This is a genomic window from Qipengyuania flava (genome assembly GCF_011762005.1).
Classification (GTDB): domain Bacteria; phylum Pseudomonadota; class Alphaproteobacteria; order Sphingomonadales; family Sphingomonadaceae; genus Qipengyuania; species Qipengyuania flava.
Genome location: NZ_JAASQU010000001.1, coordinates 22,223 through 37,783 on the forward strand (window position 1 = coordinate 22,223; position 15,561 = coordinate 37,783).

Annotated in this window: 16 protein-coding genes; 9 read left to right on the top strand and 7 right to left on the bottom strand. The window is 64.8% G+C overall.

The window, feature by feature from the left end:
* The first annotated feature begins 94 nt into the window (after positions 1-94).
* The 7 genes from FHS69_RS00130 (at position 95) to FHS69_RS00160 (ending at position 6,719) form a co-directional block, all read left to right on the top strand.
* Entirely contained in the window at positions 95-556 is a 462-nt protein-coding gene (locus FHS69_RS00130; RefSeq protein ID WP_067464178.1) for a peptidylprolyl isomerase, read from the top strand.
* Between the two features lie 198 nt (positions 557-754).
* Entirely contained in the window at positions 755-1,705 is a 951-nt protein-coding gene (locus FHS69_RS00135) for an alpha/beta fold hydrolase (protein WP_166775628.1), read from the top strand.
* A gap of 35 nt (positions 1,706-1,740) precedes the next feature.
* Entirely contained in the window at positions 1,741-3,081 is a 1,341-nt protein-coding gene (miaB, locus tag FHS69_RS00140; RefSeq protein ID WP_166775630.1) for a tRNA (N6-isopentenyl adenosine(37)-C2)-methylthiotransferase MiaB, read from the top strand.
* Between the two features lie 128 nt (positions 3,082-3,209).
* Positions 3,210-4,253 carry a PhoH family protein gene (locus FHS69_RS00145; protein WP_166775633.1) on the top strand — a complete coding sequence of 348 codons (1,044 nt, stop codon included), beginning with the start codon at positions 3,210-3,212 and terminating at the stop codon, positions 4,251-4,253.
* A 92-nt stretch (positions 4,254-4,345) separates the two neighbouring features.
* Positions 4,346-4,831 carry an rRNA maturation RNase YbeY gene (gene ybeY / locus FHS69_RS00150; protein ID WP_166775635.1) on the top strand — a complete coding sequence of 162 codons (486 nt, stop codon included), beginning with the start codon at positions 4,346-4,348 and terminating at the stop codon, positions 4,829-4,831.
* A gap of 21 nt (positions 4,832-4,852) precedes the next feature.
* Complete coding sequence (locus tag FHS69_RS00155; protein WP_094062790.1) at positions 4,853-5,770, top strand: hemolysin family protein; 918 nt, start codon at positions 4,853-4,855, stop codon at positions 5,768-5,770.
* 64 nt (positions 5,771-5,834) lie between these two features.
* Positions 5,835-6,719, top strand: a complete 885-nt coding sequence (locus FHS69_RS00160; protein ID WP_082837549.1) for a LysR substrate-binding domain-containing protein — start codon at positions 5,835-5,837, stop codon at positions 6,717-6,719.
* Between the two features lie 9 nt (positions 6,720-6,728).
* Here FHS69_RS00160 and FHS69_RS00165 read toward each other — a convergent pair whose 3' ends face one another.
* The 7 genes from FHS69_RS00165 to FHS69_RS00195 form a co-directional block, all read right to left on the bottom strand.
* The gene (locus tag FHS69_RS00165; protein ID WP_166775637.1) at positions 6,729-7,643 is read right to left on the bottom strand and encodes a lysophospholipid acyltransferase family protein; all 915 of its coding nucleotides are present in this window, start codon (positions 7,641-7,643) and stop codon (positions 6,729-6,731) included.
* Positions 7,615-8,037: a Fur family transcriptional regulator gene (locus FHS69_RS00170; RefSeq protein WP_067464402.1), complete on the bottom strand. Its 423-nt coding sequence runs from the start codon at positions 8,035-8,037 to the stop codon at positions 7,615-7,617. Before FHS69_RS00170 ends, FHS69_RS00165 begins: the two co-directional genes overlap by 29 nt.
* A gap of 73 nt (positions 8,038-8,110) precedes the next feature.
* A complete protein-coding gene (locus FHS69_RS00175) occupies positions 8,111-8,548 on the bottom strand; it encodes a Ros/MucR family transcriptional regulator (protein ID WP_067464199.1) in 438 nt (145 codons plus the stop codon).
* A gap of 116 nt (positions 8,549-8,664) precedes the next feature.
* Positions 8,665-9,123: a GNAT family N-acetyltransferase gene (locus FHS69_RS00180; RefSeq protein WP_130586876.1), complete on the bottom strand. Its 459-nt coding sequence runs from the start codon at positions 9,121-9,123 to the stop codon at positions 8,665-8,667.
* Positions 9,120-9,734, bottom strand: a complete 615-nt coding sequence (gene tsaB / locus FHS69_RS00185) for a tRNA (adenosine(37)-N6)-threonylcarbamoyltransferase complex dimerization subunit type 1 TsaB (protein ID WP_166775639.1) — start codon at positions 9,732-9,734, stop codon at positions 9,120-9,122. Before tsaB ends, FHS69_RS00180 begins: the two co-directional genes overlap by 4 nt.
* Positions 9,735-9,770: 36 nt before the next feature.
* A complete protein-coding gene (locus FHS69_RS00190) occupies positions 9,771-10,355 on the bottom strand; it encodes a malonic semialdehyde reductase (protein ID WP_166777010.1) in 585 nt (194 codons plus the stop codon).
* A gap of 38 nt (positions 10,356-10,393) precedes the next feature.
* Positions 10,394-10,978, bottom strand: a complete 585-nt coding sequence (locus FHS69_RS00195) for a NifU family protein (RefSeq protein WP_067464210.1) — start codon at positions 10,976-10,978, stop codon at positions 10,394-10,396.
* Positions 10,979-11,078: 100 nt separating this feature from the next.
* Here FHS69_RS00195 and FHS69_RS00200 point away from each other — a divergent pair, with 100 nt between their 5' ends.
* Together FHS69_RS00200 and FHS69_RS00205 are read left to right on the top strand one after the other, a co-directional pair.
* Positions 11,079-14,000: a M16 family metallopeptidase gene (locus FHS69_RS00200; RefSeq protein ID WP_166775641.1), complete on the top strand. Its 2,922-nt coding sequence runs from the start codon at positions 11,079-11,081 to the stop codon at positions 13,998-14,000.
* Between the two features lie 122 nt (positions 14,001-14,122).
* Complete coding sequence (locus tag FHS69_RS00205) at positions 14,123-15,496, top strand: class II 3-deoxy-7-phosphoheptulonate synthase (RefSeq protein ID WP_166775643.1); 1,374 nt, start codon at positions 14,123-14,125, stop codon at positions 15,494-15,496.
* The last annotated feature ends 65 nt before the right edge of the window (positions 15,497-15,561 follow it).

A 15,561-nucleotide genomic window follows, 5' to 3' on the forward strand; every position in this document is an offset into this window, starting at 1 on the left:
CCTAGCGAAAAGCAAGCCGTGACAGGGACGTCATGCCTGCTACAGAGCCGCCAGAACGTGAACCCACGGACCTGAACAACCGGAGATACTGACAATGGCTGAAAAGCTGACCTTCACCCTCGACACCGGCGACGGCGAAAACAAGGACGTCGTGATCAAGCTGCGTCCCGACCTTGCCCCCGGCCATGTCGAGCGCATCACCACGCTGGCCGGCGAAGGCTTCTACGACGGCGTCGTCTTCCACCGCGTGATTCCCGGCTTCATGGCGCAGGGCGGCGATCCGACCGGCACCGGCATGGGCGGCAGCGACAAGCCCGACCTCAAGGCGGAATTCAACAGCGAACCGCACACGCGCGGCACCTGCTCGATGGCCCGCACCCAGGTGCCCGACAGCGCCAACAGCCAGTTCTTCATCTGCTTCGACGATGCCGAATTCCTCGACGGCCAGTACACCGTCTGGGGCCAGGTCGAAAGCGGCATGGACCACATCGATGCGCTGCCCAAGGGCGAACCGCCGGCAAACCCGGGCAAGATCGTCAAGGCGACCGTGGCGTAATTTTCGCCGAGATCGCAATGGGGAAGGGCGGCCACGAGCCGCCCTTTTCATTGAAAGGGCCAATCTCATCGGGTAATTGGCTGCCACTTATGAAACCGACCAATTCCCCCAAACCCTACGGGGTCCGGACCTTCGGTTGTCGTATGGACGTTCACGAGGGCGAGTGCCTGGCCTAGGTGCCAGGGGCTGTGATCTGACGTGAAGCTACGCCGCCTGGCTTGTGCGATTTTGCCGCTCGCTCTGACCGCCTGCGTTACCTATCCCGATATCTCGCAATCGCGCTCGCCGTGCCGGATGGAGCCGGGCGGGTGGTGCGGCTTCGTGCGCGAGGCGGCTGTCGAGGCGTGGCCCTTCGCGGTGGCTGCGACCAATGCCTATACCGGCGATCACGATGTGTTCGCCGAACTGGGCGCGACGCTGGCCCGGCTCGAGCGGCTCGAGATCGACGCGGAAGCCGCGGACAAGGGCTTCGGCTACGAGCTCTTCGCGCAATACCGCGAGAACGAGGGCGGGGAGCGCGTGCTGGCAGCGCGTATCCTCTCGTTCCGCGGGACCGATTTCAACGGCCTGACCGACATCTTCTACGGCACGCTGCGCAGCGACCAGATCGAACTGGCGCTGGCAGCCTTCGAGGCCGAGCGCGCGCGTCCCGAATTCGGCGACGGCGTGCCATGGGTGGTCGCCGGCCATTCGCTCGGCGGCGCGCTGGCGACCGAAATCTCGGTCCGTTACCCCGAAGTGCGCGCCTATATGTTCAACACCTCGCCCTTCTATCGCAGCGACGGCATGACCAACGACATCCGGCGCACGGTCTTCAACGAGCGCGGCGAAATCCTGCGGCGCTTCGCGCGCTTCGACGAGGCACCCGCGGCGGAAGCCTTCACGCTCAACTGCGGGCCACGCGAAAGCACCTTCGCCAAGCACAAGATCCGCCCACTGGCCGACTGCATCACCTGGATCGCCGCCTATGGGAGCAAGGATGCCGCCGCCGTTATCAACGCCAACGCCGACAGCCCCATGCCGGTACGAAAGCCGCTGGTCGAATGCGGGCCCGCGGACAAGGTGCACCCGGGCCCCGGCTACCGCGAAAGCGAACCCTGCGTGCACCAGTCGCGGCGCGGCGACGAGGCCGATAGCGAGTCCGATTGAACACGCGCGCGCTTCGGGCTAAAGGCGCGGACCTCATGAAACCGACCAATTCCCCCAAGACCTACCGGGTCAAGAGCTTCGGCTGCCAGATGAACGTCTATGACGGCGAGCGCATGGCCGAGATGCTCGGCGAACGCGGCATCGTGCCTGCGCCCGAGGGTGAAGATGCCGACCTCGTCGTGCTCAACACCTGCCATATCCGCGAGAAGGCGGCCGAAAAGGTCTATTCGGACATCGGCCGCCTGACCAAGGGCAAGACGCAGGACAAGGCGCCGATGATCGCGGTCGCGGGCTGCGTCGCGCAGGCCGAGGGCGAAGAGATCATGGCGCGTGCGCCGGCGGTCAGCATGGTGGTCGGCCCGCAGGCCTATCACCGCCTGCCCGAGATGCTCGACAGGGCGGTGCAGGGCGAGCGCGCGACTGACACCGACATGCCCGCGATCGCCAAGTTCGCGGCATTGCCCGAACGCAAGCGGACCAATCCGGCGAGCTTCCTCACCGTGCAGGAAGGCTGCGACAAGTTCTGCACCTATTGCGTGGTCCCCTATACCCGCGGCGCGGAAATCTCGCGCCCCTATGGCGATCTGGTTACCGAAGCGCGCAAGCTGGTCGACGCGGGCGCGAAGGAGATCACGCTGCTCGGCCAGAACGTCAGCGCGTGGAGCGGCGAGGACGACAAGGGCCACACCGTTGGCCTTGCGGGGCTGATCCGCGACCTTGCGAAGGTCGATGGCCTCGCGCGGATCCGCTACACCACCAGCCACCCGGCCGACATGGACGACGATCTGATCGCCGCACATGGCGAGATCGACAAGCTGATGCCCTTCCTCCACCTGCCGGTGCAGGCGGGCAGCGACCGGGTGCTCAAGGCGATGAACCGGAGCCACACCGCGGAAAGCTATCTGCGCCTGCTCGAACGGTTCCGCGCCGCGCGGCCCGACCTCGCGCTCTCGGGCGACTTCATCGTCGGCTTCCCCGGCGAAACCGATGCCGAATTCGAGGAAACGCTCATGCTGGTCGACGCGGTTGGGTATGCGCAGGCTTTCAGCTTCAAATACAGTCCGCGTCCCGGCACTCCCGCCGCTTCGATGGAAGGGCAGGTGGCGAAAGAGGTCATGGACGATCGCCTCCAGCGCCTGCAGGCGGCCCTCAATCGCGACCAGTGGGCCTTCAACCGCGCCACCGAAGGCCGCACCTGCGAAGTGCTGGTCGAACGCAAGGGCAAGCATCCGGGCCAGTGGCTGGGCAAGACGCCCTGGCTGCAAAGCGCCTGGTTCGAAGGCGATGTCGGGATCGGCGATCTCGTGCAGGTCGAACTGGTCGAGGCAGGGCCCAATTCGCTCGCCGGGCGGCTGCGCGAACGCGTCGCGGCCTGACCTTTCGACAAGGATGACGGCGGCGAGACAAGGTGTCCGCCGCGTGACTTTCCACCGCCATCGCGCGGTGCGCCGCTTGCCTCTGCCCGGATGAAGCCTACATTCGGAGTCGCAAGCGAAAGGAGCATATGGCTCGCAAACCCGCACCGAAGGACACCACCGCCTTCACACCGCCGCCGTCCCCGCAGCGCGAAACGCGCCGCGCACAGGTCGACCTCAGTTTCGACAACCAGAGCCTGCTGGGCGCGCTGTTCGGCCAGTTCGACGCCAATCTGGTGCAGGTGGAGAACCGCCTCGGCGTGTTCATCGCCGCGCGTGGCAACGAACTGCATATCGAAGGGCCGGAGAACAGCGTCGCGCGTGCGCGCGATGTTTTGAAGGCGATGTACGATCGGCTGGCGATTGGTCAGGATCTCGACCAGGGCGCGATCGAGGCGCTTATCGCCATGTCGGACGAGCCGACGCTCGACGGTATCGTCGATGCCGATCCGGGCAAGGGCAAGGGCGGACCGCCGATCATGATCCGCACGCGGCGCAAGACGATCGTGCCGCGCAGCGCGATGCAGGCGACCTATATGCGCAGCCTGGTGCGCGACGACATCATTTTCGCACTCGGCCCCGCGGGAACGGGCAAGACCTATCTCGCGGTGGCGCAGGCGGTGGCGCAGCTCGTTTCGGGCAGCGTGCAACGGCTGATTCTCTCGCGCCCCGCGGTGGAGGCGGGGGAGAAGCTGGGCTTCCTGCCCGGTGACATGAAAGAGAAGGTCGATCCCTATCTGCGCCCGCTTTACGATGCGCTCTACGATTGCATGCCGCCCGAACAGGTCGAGCGGCGGCTGGCCTCGGGCGAGATCGAGATTGCGCCGATCGCCTTCATGCGCGGGCGCACGCTGGCCGATGCCTTCGTCATCCTCGACGAAGCGCAGAACACCACGCGCGAACAGATGAAGATGTTCCTCACCCGCTTCGGCCAGAACAGCCGCATGGTCATCTGCGGCGATCCGCGGCAGGTCGATATTCCCGGTGGCGACGGCATGAGCGGGCTGGCCGATGCGGTTGGCAAGCTGGAAGGGGTGGAGGGCTTCGGCACCATCCGCTTCACCGCCGCCGATGTGGTGCGCCACCCGATCGTGGGTCGCATCGTCGAGGCTTACGAGGGGCCGAGCTCCTAGGGCGGTCATTGCGAGGAGCCGCAGGCGACGCGGCAATCCAGATCGTGCGGGACTGGATTGCGTCGCTGCGCTCGCAATGACAGGTGGATCATATGGAACTCGACATCGACATCGATGGCTGGCCGTCGGGCGACTGGGCCGCGCTTGCCGAGCGCGCGCTATCGGCGACTGCGCAGGTGGAGCCTGCAATCGGCAACCCGCGCCTATCGACTTCGCTACTCTTCACTTCGGACGAGGAGGTCCACGCGCTCAACCGCGAATGGCGCGGGAAGGACAAGCCGACCAATGTGTTGTCCTTCCCCATGCTCGAACGAGGGGAATTGCTCGATCTCGCGACTGAAGGGCCACCCGAAATGCTCGGCGATCTCGCTCTGGCCCACGGCACCTGCGCGCGCGAGGCAGGCGAGAAGGGCATCTCGCTGGAAGACCACGCGACCCATCTCCTGATACACGGTTTGTTACATCTTGCCGGGCACGATCACGTCGACTCGGATGCCCAGGCCGAGGCCATGGAAGCGCTCGAGATCGCGGCGCTTGCAAAAATGGGTATCGCCGACCCATATGGGGACCGCAACTGATTGGAGTGCACTGGTAGGGCCATGCCCGATTCGTCATCACCCGCGGGAGACGCGGAGAGTAGCAGCGGGCTGATGCTCGCAATCCGGAAATTTTTCGACCCCGATCACGGCGAACGCTCGCTGCGCGCGCAGCTGGAAGAAGCGATCGACGAGCATGAGGGCGAGAACGGCGAGGAAACGCCCGAACACAGCGGCACTGGCGACCTGTCGCTGGTCGAACGCCAGATGCTGCGCAACCTGCTGCACTTCTCGGAGCACGATGCCGACGATGTCGCCGTGCCCCGCGGCGAGATCATCGCGATCGACGCCAGCGCGGGTTGGGACGAGCTTGTCGAGACCTTCGCCGAGCACGGCCATTCGCGCATGCCGGTCTATCGCGACCAGCTCGACGACGTGATCGGCATGATCCACATCAAGGACGTCTTCACGATCCTCGCGCGGGGGGAGACGCCGCCGGCAGACTGGACCGTGTTGATGCGCCAGCCGCTCTACGTGCCGCAGACGCGCAATGCGCTCGACGTGCTGGCCGACATGCGCGCACAGCGCATGCACCTGGCAGTGGTGGTCGACGAGTTCTCGGGCACCGACGGTCTCATCACGATCGAGGATCTGGTCGAGGAAATCGTCGGCGAGATCGAGGACGAGCACGACGATGCGCCCGAAGAATGGATCGTCGATATCGGCGAAGGCATGTGGGACTGCGACGCCCGCGCCGAACTGGAAGACGTGGCCAAGCATGTCTCGCCTGCTCTCGCCGAGGTCGAGGAATCGGTCGACACGCTGGGCGGTCTGGCCTTCGTGCTGGCGGAGCAGGTGCCCGAAGTGGGCCGCGTTCTCGAACATCGCAGCGGCTGGCGGATCGAAGTTACCGATGGCGACGAGACGCATGTGACCCGTTTGCGGCTGCATGCCCCGGAGGAAATTGCTGCAACTGCGTGATGTTGCAGATTTCTGCACATTCGGCCTCGACAGGTGCGTTTCACGCTCATAGCGTGCAACCATCATGGCTACCCGTCGACTACCTCCCTTGCGCGCGCTCGAGGCGTTCGTGCGCACCGTCCGTCTCGGCTCGGCACGCGCCGCAGCCGATGAACTCGGGCTCAGCCCGTCCGCGCTGTCGCGCCGGATCGGCAATCTCGAGGATTTCGTCGGCAAGAAGCTGTTCACCCGCGCACGGCAGTCGATGCAGCTCACCGATGATGGGCACGCCTTCTTCGAAGCGGTAAACCCGCAGCTCGAAGCGCTGGCCCGCGCGGTCGAAAGCCAGTCGGAAAATCTCTCGGTCCTGCGCCTGCATCTGGGCGTCTTGCCGTTATTCGGTACCCAGCGCCTGTTCCCGCGGCTTGCGGAACTACGCGAGCGGCATCCGCTGCTGCATATCGACATCGACACTGGTGCGCATCTCGAGGATCGCGTGGGCGACGTTCTCGATGCCGCGATCATTCTTTCGCGCGGGCCGTCGCGCGGACTGCATGCGGTGCGGCTGGATTACAACAAGGTGCACGCGATCTGCAGCCGCGAACTGGCGGAGAAGCTCGGCTCCGAACCCGATGCGGAGGTGCTGTCGCGGCAGACCTTCCTGATTCACAACGAATTGCCCGAAAGCTTTACCGCATGGCGCGCCGAAATCGGGCTGGCCGATCTCGAACCCACCGCGATCGACCATTTCGATTCGGGTCAGATCATGCTCGAGGCCGCCGCGCAGGGGCTCGGTATCGCTATCATGCATGACGATCACATGCGCCGCGCCGCCGATACCCGGCTGGCGACGCTGTTCGATGTCGATGTCGAAAGCCCCTACAGCTACTGGTTCGTGTGCAAGCCGACCGCGCTGGAGGAACGCCCGGTGCGGCTGTTCCACGACTGGCTGGTCAAGGCCGGTCTCTGACGGGGCGCTTCACTCCGCCTGCGCCGGGGCGGTATAGCGGATCGCTGCAACCGTATGGCGGAAATCGCGCAGCGGTTCGTCGAGCGTGGCAGCAAGCGCGGCCTCGATTTCGCCACGGGCCCTGGCAGCGATCGCCTTGCGGCCGTGATATTCCTCGGGGCTGAACGGTTCGAGATAGGTGATGTGAAGCGGGAAGCTGCCCCTGCGTCCCATGATGCGCATGGCATTGTTGAGCCCGCCTTCCTCGCCGATCCAGCCGATGAATTCGGACACCGGACCGTAATCGAGCATCACGGGCTGGACGAGCACGCCGGGCGGGGGCGGTTCGAGCACCGAGAGCATCGAGCTCTTGAACGGCAGCAGCGATTTGCCGTCGGTGGTGGTGCCTTCGGGGAACACGGTGACCGACCAATTGTCGGCGAGCGCTTCTTTCAGGGCGTTGATCTGCTCGGCCACGCCCATGCGGTTCTCGCGCTTGACGAAGACAGTGCGGTTGAGCCGGCACAGCCAGCCGATCACGGGCACTTGCGACAGCTCGTATTTGGCCACGAAGGCCGTGCCCGTCGCACCGGCGAGCGACAGGATATCGACCCAGGAAACGTGATTGGCGATGAAGAACACGTCGCGGCGCAGCGGCGTGCCGTGGATCTTTACCCGTGCACCCACCACCCAGGCGGTGAAGCGCAGGAACAGCATGGGGAAGGGTGAGCCATAGGCGAAGACGCGGTAGAGATAGTGCAGCGGGACGCTGACCAGCAGGCCGATCAGTATTCCTACGGTCCGCAGGATGAAGCGCACCCATTCGGCTGGTCCGAGCGGGGTCTTTTCGCCGCGCATGGCGGCCAGCCGGCGGGCGGAAAGCTTCGCCAGCCGCCGCTCGGCCCGGGCAATGTCCTTATCCTTCGCGGTCGAGGCGGACGCCATAGAGTTCCAACCGGTGATCGACGAGGCGATAGCCGAGTTTCGCGGCGATCTGCTTCTGCAACGCCTCGATCTCCGGATCGACGAATTCTACGACCTTGCCCGTCTCGACATCAATCAGATGGTCGTGATGCGCTTCGGGCGCGGCTTCGTAGCGCGCGCGCCCATCGCCGAAATCGTGGCGGTCGAGAATGCCCGCTTCCTCGAACAGCCGCACCGTGCGGTAGACGGTGGCGATCGAAATGCCCGAATCGATCTTGTTCGCGCGCTTGTGCAGCAATTCGACATCGGGATGGTCGTCGCTTTCCGACAGCACGCGGGCGATCACACGACGCTGTTCGGTGATCCGCAGGCCCTTGTCGGCGCACAATTGTTCGAGATCGATCTTCTGGTGCACAGTCACTTCCAAAATAAAACGCCCCGCACCCTTATCGGGCCGGGGCGTCTTGCTCAAGGCGAACCGAAGGGCTTTAGGCAGCCTTCTTCTTACGACCGCGCTTCTGGTCGGGCTTGCGGCCGAGGCCGATCTTGACCGCCAGCTCGCGCCGCTTCTCGGCGTAGGCGGGGGCGACCATCGGGTAGTCGGCCGGCAGGTTCCAGCGCGCGCGGTATTCTTCGGGCGTCATGTCGTAGGCGGTCTTGAGATGCCGCTTCAGCATCTTCATTTTCTTCCCGTCCTCGAGGCAGACAATGTAATCTTTCTTTACCGAAGACCGAATGGGCACTGCCGGTTCGGGCTTTTCTTCTTCGGTTTCGGTGCCGCCAAGACCCGACAGCGCGGAATACACGTTCGAGATCAGCGTCGGCACTTCGGCCACGTCCACATTGTTATTGCTTACATGCGCCGCGACAATGTCCGAGGTAAGGGTGATAAGGGTTTCGGTCATGTCGGTCTGGATTTCTTCCATTAGGGAACCTTCTGTATTGTGGAAACTACTAAGGTGCGACCCCATTGGACCCCCATTGTATAAAATCGACAAGAAAATGCAACAAATGTTCGCAAGAGGCTTTGTTTGTCGCGTGCTTACAACTTTCGTGCGAAGGTAATCGCATCGAGAAAGCTGCCATCCAGCGTGCGATAATATGCCGGGCGGCGCCCGATCGGCTCGAAGCCGCAGGCGCGATAGAGGCGTTCGGCAGGATTGTTGGCCCGCATTTCGAGGAAAACCTGTTCGGCGCCCGCGTGGCGCGCCAATTCCGCGAAAGTCTCTATCAGCAGTCGTCCAAGTCCCCGTCCGCGCAATTCGGGGCGGACGCCGATCAGCAGCAGTTCTTCTTCGCCCGGCGCGCGGCGCGCCAGTATAAAGCCGCCTGCTTCCGCCTCGCCATCGCCGATCAGCCGCGCTTCTGCATCGACGAGGATCGCGTAGGTATGCGGCAGCGCAAGCGAATTGGCGACTTGTTGGCGGGTCCAGGCTTCACGCCAGTGCGGATCGAAAGCGGTTTCCATTACCGCCATCACCTGATCGAGCGCGCGCGTCATCCAGGCAGTTTCGCATCTGGCGGGCGCCCGTAGAGCGGCGCCAGTTCATCGCGCAACAAGGCGGGGTCGAGCGCGAGCGCGTGACGCGCATCGGGCAGGCGGACTGCGGAAAGCGCAGAGCCGGGTGGCAAAAGGGCGTGCAATTCTTCCGCTTTCGATCCGGCGATAACGGATTGCACCGGGCGCTCTGCCGCCTGCGCAGGTGGGAGCGAAATGACTTTCCCGGAAGGCGACCCGTCTGCGGTGAAATCCTGCACGAACCATTCGCCGTGGCCGCCGGTCATGCAGGCGGTGACCGATCCATCACTGGCGTCGCGCGCCATGGCGGCCACCAGCGCCAGCGTGGGGTAGCCGCGCACGCGTGCCTCCCAGGCAATCCCCAGCGCCCGCGCCACCGCAAGACCGATCCGCACGCCCGTAAAGCTTCCCGGCCCCAGCGATACGCGGATCTCCGCGGCGCGGCCCTTTTCGGGCAGTTCGGCGATCATCGGAACCAGCCGTTCGGCATGGCCGCGGCCAAGCACTTCGTGCCGCGCGTCGAGCGGCACGCCATCGTCGAACAGGGCGACCGAACAGGCTTCGGTGGCAGTTTCTATCGCGAGGATACGCATGGCATCGCAGTGCCGCAGCAGCGGCCCGGCTGCAAGTCAGGCGATGCGATTGAACTTGTCGAATTCGGGACGCGGGCTGCGCTCGAAAATGCTCGTGCGGTCGCCATAGCCGATCGCGCAGATGAAATTGCTGCGGTGACGCGGATTGTCGCCGAAGAACGCGGCATCGACCTTGTCATTGTCGAAACCGGACATCGGACCGCAGTCGAGGCCCAAGGCGCGCGCGGCGATCATCAGATAGGCGCCTTGCAGAGAGGAGTTGCGGAACGCGCCTTCCTTGCGGCCCTCCTCGTCGCCCTCGAACCAGCTCTTCGCATCGGTATGCGGGAACAGCCACGGCAGTTCTTCGTGGAAATCGATATCGTAGCCGATGATCGCAACCACCGGGGCGGAGGTGATCTTGTCCTTGTTGCCGTCCATCGCGAGGGCGGCAAGTTTCTCCTTTGAGTCCGAAGACTTTGCCCAGACGATCCGCGCCGGCTGCATATTGGCCGAGGTCGGGGCCATCTTGAGCAATTCGTAGATCGCGTGAATCTGGTCCTCGCTTACATCCTTGTCGAGCCAGGCATTGTAGCTGCGCGCTTCGCGGAAGATGATGTCGAGGGCTTCGGCGGAAAGCATGTCGGACAAGGGAGCGGTTCCTTCGGGTCGGAAGAGGATCAGGCGGCGCGGACTTCAACGACTTCGGGGACGTAATGTTTCAGCAGTCCCTCGATCCCGTGCTTGAGCGTGGCCGTAGAGGAGGGGCAACCCGAACAGGCCCCCTGCATCTGCAGATGGACCACGCCGTCGCGATAGCCGCGATACTGGATGTCGCCACCATCCCCGGCGACTGCCGGGCGCACCCGCGTTTCGAGCAATTCGTTGATCTGCGCGATGATGTCCGAATCCTCGTCGCGTTCCTCGACCAGCATGCCGGCCTCGGCTTCGGGCGGTACCGCGATGCCGCCCGCAGTGCCGGGCGTGAAAAGCGGCGCCTGCGACACGAAATGATCGAGCAGGATCGCCAGCACCTGTGGCTTGAGATCGCTCCAGCCAACGCCCGGCGCGGCGGTCACGGTAACGAAATCGCCGCCGAAGAAGACATTCACCACCTCGCCCGTATCGAAGATCGCCTGCGCCAGCGGACTGGCCTCGGCGGCTTCGGGGCTGGCGAATTCGCGCGTGCCCTGCTGCATGACCGGCTGGCCGGGCAGGAATTTGAGGCTTGCGGGGTTGGGTGTGGTTTCGGTCTCTATGAACATGCCCGCGATGTAGGAAGTGCGGGAACCGGGGGCAAGGAAGGAACGCTTGTCCGACGAACATTCACCTAGCCTTCACAGGTCGCCCTCCTATATGCCTTCCATGACCCATTTCCCGCGCGCCATCAGGCGTCTCGCGCTCGTCCTCCCCGCCGTGCTGCTCGTTCCGCAGCCCCTGCTTGCGCAGGAGCCGGCGACACCGTCTCCGCAGCATGTGACGCCCGCCGGTGGCACGCCATGGATCTACGAGGGCAGCGATGTCCCGCGCGACGAGGAATGGATCTTCGGAGAATTGCCCAACGGGCTGCGTTACGCCGTACGCAAGAACGGCGTGCCGCCCGATCAGGTTTCGGTGCGCGTGCGCATCGATGCCGGTTCTCTGCACGAGGAGGACTCCGAGCTCGGCTACGCGCACCTGCTCGAGCACCTGCTGTTCCGGGAAAGCCGTTACCTCGGCCCGGCAGAAGCTATTCCCACCTGGCAGCGGCTGGGTGCAACCTTCGGCAGCGACACCAATGCCGAGACCAGCCCCACGCACACGGTCTACAAGCTCGACCTGCCCAATGTGAACGAGGCCAAGCTTGCCGAAAGCATGAAGCTGCTTTCGGGCATGGTCCGCAGCCCCGTGCTCAGCGATGCCAATGTGAAGGCGGAAGTGCCGATCGTCCTGGCCGAGAAGCGTGAGCGCGGCGGGCCGGGCGAGCGTGCAGGCAATGCCAGCCGCGAAGTGCTCTTCTCAGGGCAACGGCTGGCCACGCGCACCCCGATCGGGACCGAGGAAACGCTCGGCGCGGCGACCGGCGACAGCGTCAGCGCTTTCCACAAGCGGTGGTACCGTCCCGAGAACGCGGTCATCGTGGCAGCGGGCGACATGGATCCGCTGCAACTCGCGGCCGGGATCGAGAAATGGTTCGGCGACTGGCAGGGCGAGGGGCCGGCCGTCCCGGCACCCGATTTCGGCGATCCTGTCGCACCAGCCGGGGCCGATCCCGAAAACCCCGTCGGCGAAGTCGGCGTGGTGGTCGAACCCGACCTTCCGCGCAGCTTTACCTACGCGGTGATGCGTCCCTGGCGACCGGTGCAGGACACGGTTGCCTATAACGAAGGCCTGCTGCGTGATGCACTGGCTCAGGCGCTGATCAACCGCCGGCTGGAATCGCGGGCGCGTGCGGGCGGCAGCTATCTCTACGCGCAGGTGTCGCAGGACGACGTCAGCCGCTCGGCAGACATGACCTTCGTCAGCTTTGCCCCGTTGACGAGCGACTGGAAAGCCGCGCTCGACGACATTCGCGGTGTCATCGCCGATGCGCTGGCGACCCCGCCGTCGCAGGAAGAGATAGATCGCGAGCTCGCCGAATTCGAAATCGTGTTCAAGAGCCAGGTCGAACAGCGCCGCGTCCTTCCCGGACCGCGGCTGGCCGATGACATCGTCAACGCGGTCGATATCCGCGAAGCCGTGGCCGCGCCCGAAACCGTGCTGACCGTATTCAACTCGATGCGCGAGACGATCACGCCGGAACTGGTGCTCGACCACACGCGCGCGCTGTTCACCGGCGATGTCATCCGCGCTTCCTACGTGACGCCCGCCACGGGCGAGGCGAGCGCCGAGGCCATTCGCGCCGCTCTGGGTGAAGACATCGCCGCCGATGCCGAAGCGCGTGTCGCCGCACGGGCGATCTCCTTCGACGATCTGCCTGCCGTGGGCGAACCCGGCGAAGTCGTCGCGCAGGCCCCGATCGGCGTGCTCGACATAGAACAGGTCGAATTCGCCAATGGCGTGAAAGCGATCCTTTGGGCCAATGATGCCGAACCGGGCCGTGTTGCGGTTAAGGTGCGCTTCGGCGCAGGCTATCGCGCTATCGATCCCGAGGACGCGGTCTATGCCAATCTCGGATACGCCGCGCTGATCGGGTCGGGGATCGGAGACCTGGGGCAGGAAGAGCTCGATGTCCTCGCAACCGGGCGCAAGTTCGGCTTCGATTTCCAGACTGGCGATGGTGCATTCAGCTTCTATGCGCAGACGCGCGAGCAGGACCTCGAGGAACAGCTGTACCTGTTCGCGGCCAAGCTGGCGATGCCCGGCTGGGATCCCAATCCCGTGATCCGCGCCAAAGCGGCGGGCAAGCTGGCCTATGAGAGCTATGGCGCCAATCCCAATGGCGTCCTCCAGCGCGATCTCGAATATCTGCTGAGCGACAGGGATGCGCGTTTCCGGACGCCGACGCCGCAGATGTTCGATGCGGCGACGCCCGAGGGCTTCCGCGAAACCTGGGAGCCGCTGCTGAAGCAGGGACCGGTGGAAGTGCTGGTGTTCGGCGAATTCGACAAGGCGGCCACCGTCGATGCGCTGCGCCGGACGTTCGGCGCGCTCGCGCCGCGCGATGCCGCCCCGGCCGATGTGCTCGAACGCCCGGTCGCCTTTCCCGAAGCCGGCGAAACGGTGGTGCGCCACCATCGGGGCGATGCCAACCAGGCTGCAGCGGTCATCGCCTGGCCGAGCGGCGCGGGGGTCGAGAACCTGCGCGAATCGCGGCGGCTCGAAGTGCTGGTATCGCTCTTCAACAACAGGCTGATGGAAGCCATGCGCGAACATGCCGGGGCCAGCTATTCGCCCGTGGTGCGTTCCGAATGGCCGAGCGATGTGAACAGTGGCGGGCGGATCGCCGCGCTGGCGCAATTGCGGCCCGAAGACGTGCCGGTGTTCTTTGCCGAGGCCGAACGGATCGCGCAGGAGCTGGCGAGTGCCCCGGTGAGCGAGGACGAATACAATCGCGTGGTCGAACCGCTGCGCCAGTATGTCAGCCGCGCATCGACCGGAAACCTGTTCTGGCTCTATCAGCTCGAAGGCGCGACGCAGGACCCCCGCCGCATCCCGATGCTGCGCTTCCTGCTGGCCGATTACACGCAAACGCCTCGGGCCGAACTGCAGGCGCTGGCGCAGAAATATCTTGGCTCGCGCCCCGGATGGCGGCTGGCGGTCATCCCGCAGGGTCAAACGCTCGCCACCGCTGCACAGGGGCGCTGACCCGCTCACTGCAATCGGCTTTTTAAGCTGGCCAAGCAAATGCTGCTTGCGACATGATGCCCGCTCGTCTGCTACAGACGGGCAATCAGGCGCCATTTCCGGCGCCGCAACCGGAAGAGACAATGGCGAACACATGGGCACCCGACAGCTGGCAGGGATTCGAGGCAAGGCATTTGCCCAGCTATCCCGACGCGGGCGCTCTTGACGCGGCGACCGCATCGCTCGCCACGCATCCGCCGCTGGTGTTCGCCGGGGAGGCGCGCGCGCTGAAGGCGGACCTGGCCGATGTCGCCGAAGGGCGCGCCTTCCTGCTGCAGGGCGGTGATTGCGCGGAAAGCTTCGCCGAATTCCACCCCAACAACATCCGCGACACCTTCCGCGTGCTGCTGCAGATGGCGGTGGTCATGACCTTCGCCAGCAAGAAGCCGGTGGTGAAGGTCGGGCGGATGGCGGGACAGTTCGCCAAGCCGCGCAGTTCCGACACCGAAACGCAGGGCGCTGTCACGCTGCCGAGCTACTTCGGCGACAACATCAACGGGATCGAGTTCGACGCCGCGACGCGGACCAACGATCCGCAGCGCATGGTGCGCGCCTATTCTCAGGCCGCCGCCACGCTGAACCTGCTGCGTGCTTTCGCGGGCGGCGGCTATGCCAACCTGCGCCAGGTGCATCAGTGGACGCTCGATTTCATGGGGCGCAGCCCGTGGGCCGACAAGTTCAGCGATATCGCTGACCGGATCGGCGAAAGCCTCGATTTCATGGAGGCCTGCGGGATCGATCCTGCCACTGTGCCGCAACTGCAGGGGACCAGCTTCTTCACTAGCCATGAAGCGCTGCTGCTGCCCTACGAGCAGGCGCTGACGCGCCGCGACAGCCTGACGGGCGAATGGTACGATACCAGCGCACACATGCTGTGGATCGGTGACCGCACGCGGTTCGAAGGCAGCGCGCACATCGAATTTGCGCGCGGCATTGGCAATCCGCTCGGCATGAAGTGCGGCCCCAGCCTCGAAACCGATGCGTTGCTCAAGCTGCTCGACACGCTCAACCCGACGCGCGAACCGGGGCGGATCACGCTGATCAGCCGCTTCGGCCATGAAAAGGTGCAAGACGGCCTGCCGCGGCTGGTGCGCGCGGTGAAGGCCGAAGGCCATCCCGTGGTGTGGAGCTGCGACCCGATGCACGGCAATGTCGTCAAGTCGGACAGCGGCTACAAGACGCGGCCTTTCGACCGTATCCTCACCGAGGTGAAGGGCTTCTTCGCGGTGCATCGCGCCGAAGGCACGCATCCGGGCGGCATCCATGTCGAGATGACCGGGCAGGACGTGACCGAATGCGTCGGCGGCGCGGTGGCGATCACCGACGAAGCGCTCAAGGATCGCTATCACACGCATTGCGATCCGCGCCTGAACGCTGCGCAGTCGCTCGAACTGGCGTTCCTCATTGCCGAAATGCTCAACGAGGAACACGGGCTGCGCCAGGCGGACGCCGCCTGACACCACGAATGGCGTGTCCTGCCGGGAACTGCGGTCCGTGCACCGCATTGTCCGGGAATGCGCGT

What these genes read in the sequence shown, in the direction of transcription:
- FHS69_RS00130 (WP_067464178.1), top strand. Translation starts at nt 95, where the DNA reads ATGGCTGAAAAGCTGACCTTCACCCTCGACACCGGCGACGGCGAAAAC.
- miaB (WP_166775630.1), top strand. Translation starts at nt 1,741, where the DNA reads ATGAAACCGACCAATTCCCCCAAGACCTACCGGGTCAAGAGCTTCGGC.
- FHS69_RS00145 (WP_166775633.1), top strand. Translation starts at nt 3,210, where the DNA reads ATGGCTCGCAAACCCGCACCGAAGGACACCACCGCCTTCACACCGCCG.
- ybeY (WP_166775635.1), top strand. Translation starts at nt 4,346, where the DNA reads ATGGAACTCGACATCGACATCGATGGCTGGCCGTCGGGCGACTGGGCC.
- FHS69_RS00155 (WP_094062790.1), top strand. Translation starts at nt 4,853, where the DNA reads ATGCCCGATTCGTCATCACCCGCGGGAGACGCGGAGAGTAGCAGCGGG.
- FHS69_RS00160 (WP_082837549.1), top strand. Translation starts at nt 5,835, where the DNA reads ATGGCTACCCGTCGACTACCTCCCTTGCGCGCGCTCGAGGCGTTCGTG.
- FHS69_RS00165 (WP_166775637.1), bottom strand. Translation starts at nt 7,643, where the DNA reads ATGGCGTCCGCCTCGACCGCGAAGGATAAGGACATTGCCCGGGCCGAG.
- FHS69_RS00175 (WP_067464199.1), bottom strand. Translation starts at nt 8,548, where the DNA reads ATGGAAGAAATCCAGACCGACATGACCGAAACCCTTATCACCCTTACC.
- FHS69_RS00180 (WP_130586876.1), bottom strand. Translation starts at nt 9,123, where the DNA reads ATGACGCGCGCGCTCGATCAGGTGATGGCGGTAATGGAAACCGCTTTC.
- tsaB (WP_166775639.1), bottom strand. Translation starts at nt 9,734, where the DNA reads ATGCGTATCCTCGCGATAGAAACTGCCACCGAAGCCTGTTCGGTCGCC.
- FHS69_RS00190 (WP_166777010.1), bottom strand. Translation starts at nt 10,355, where the DNA reads ATGCTTTCCGCCGAAGCCCTCGACATCATCTTCCGCGAAGCGCGCAGC.
- FHS69_RS00195 (WP_067464210.1), bottom strand. Translation starts at nt 10,978, where the DNA reads ATGTTCATAGAGACCGAAACCACACCCAACCCCGCAAGCCTCAAATTC.
- FHS69_RS00200 (WP_166775641.1), top strand. Translation starts at nt 11,079, where the DNA reads ATGACCCATTTCCCGCGCGCCATCAGGCGTCTCGCGCTCGTCCTCCCC.
- FHS69_RS00205 (WP_166775643.1), top strand. Translation starts at nt 14,123, where the DNA reads ATGGCGAACACATGGGCACCCGACAGCTGGCAGGGATTCGAGGCAAGG.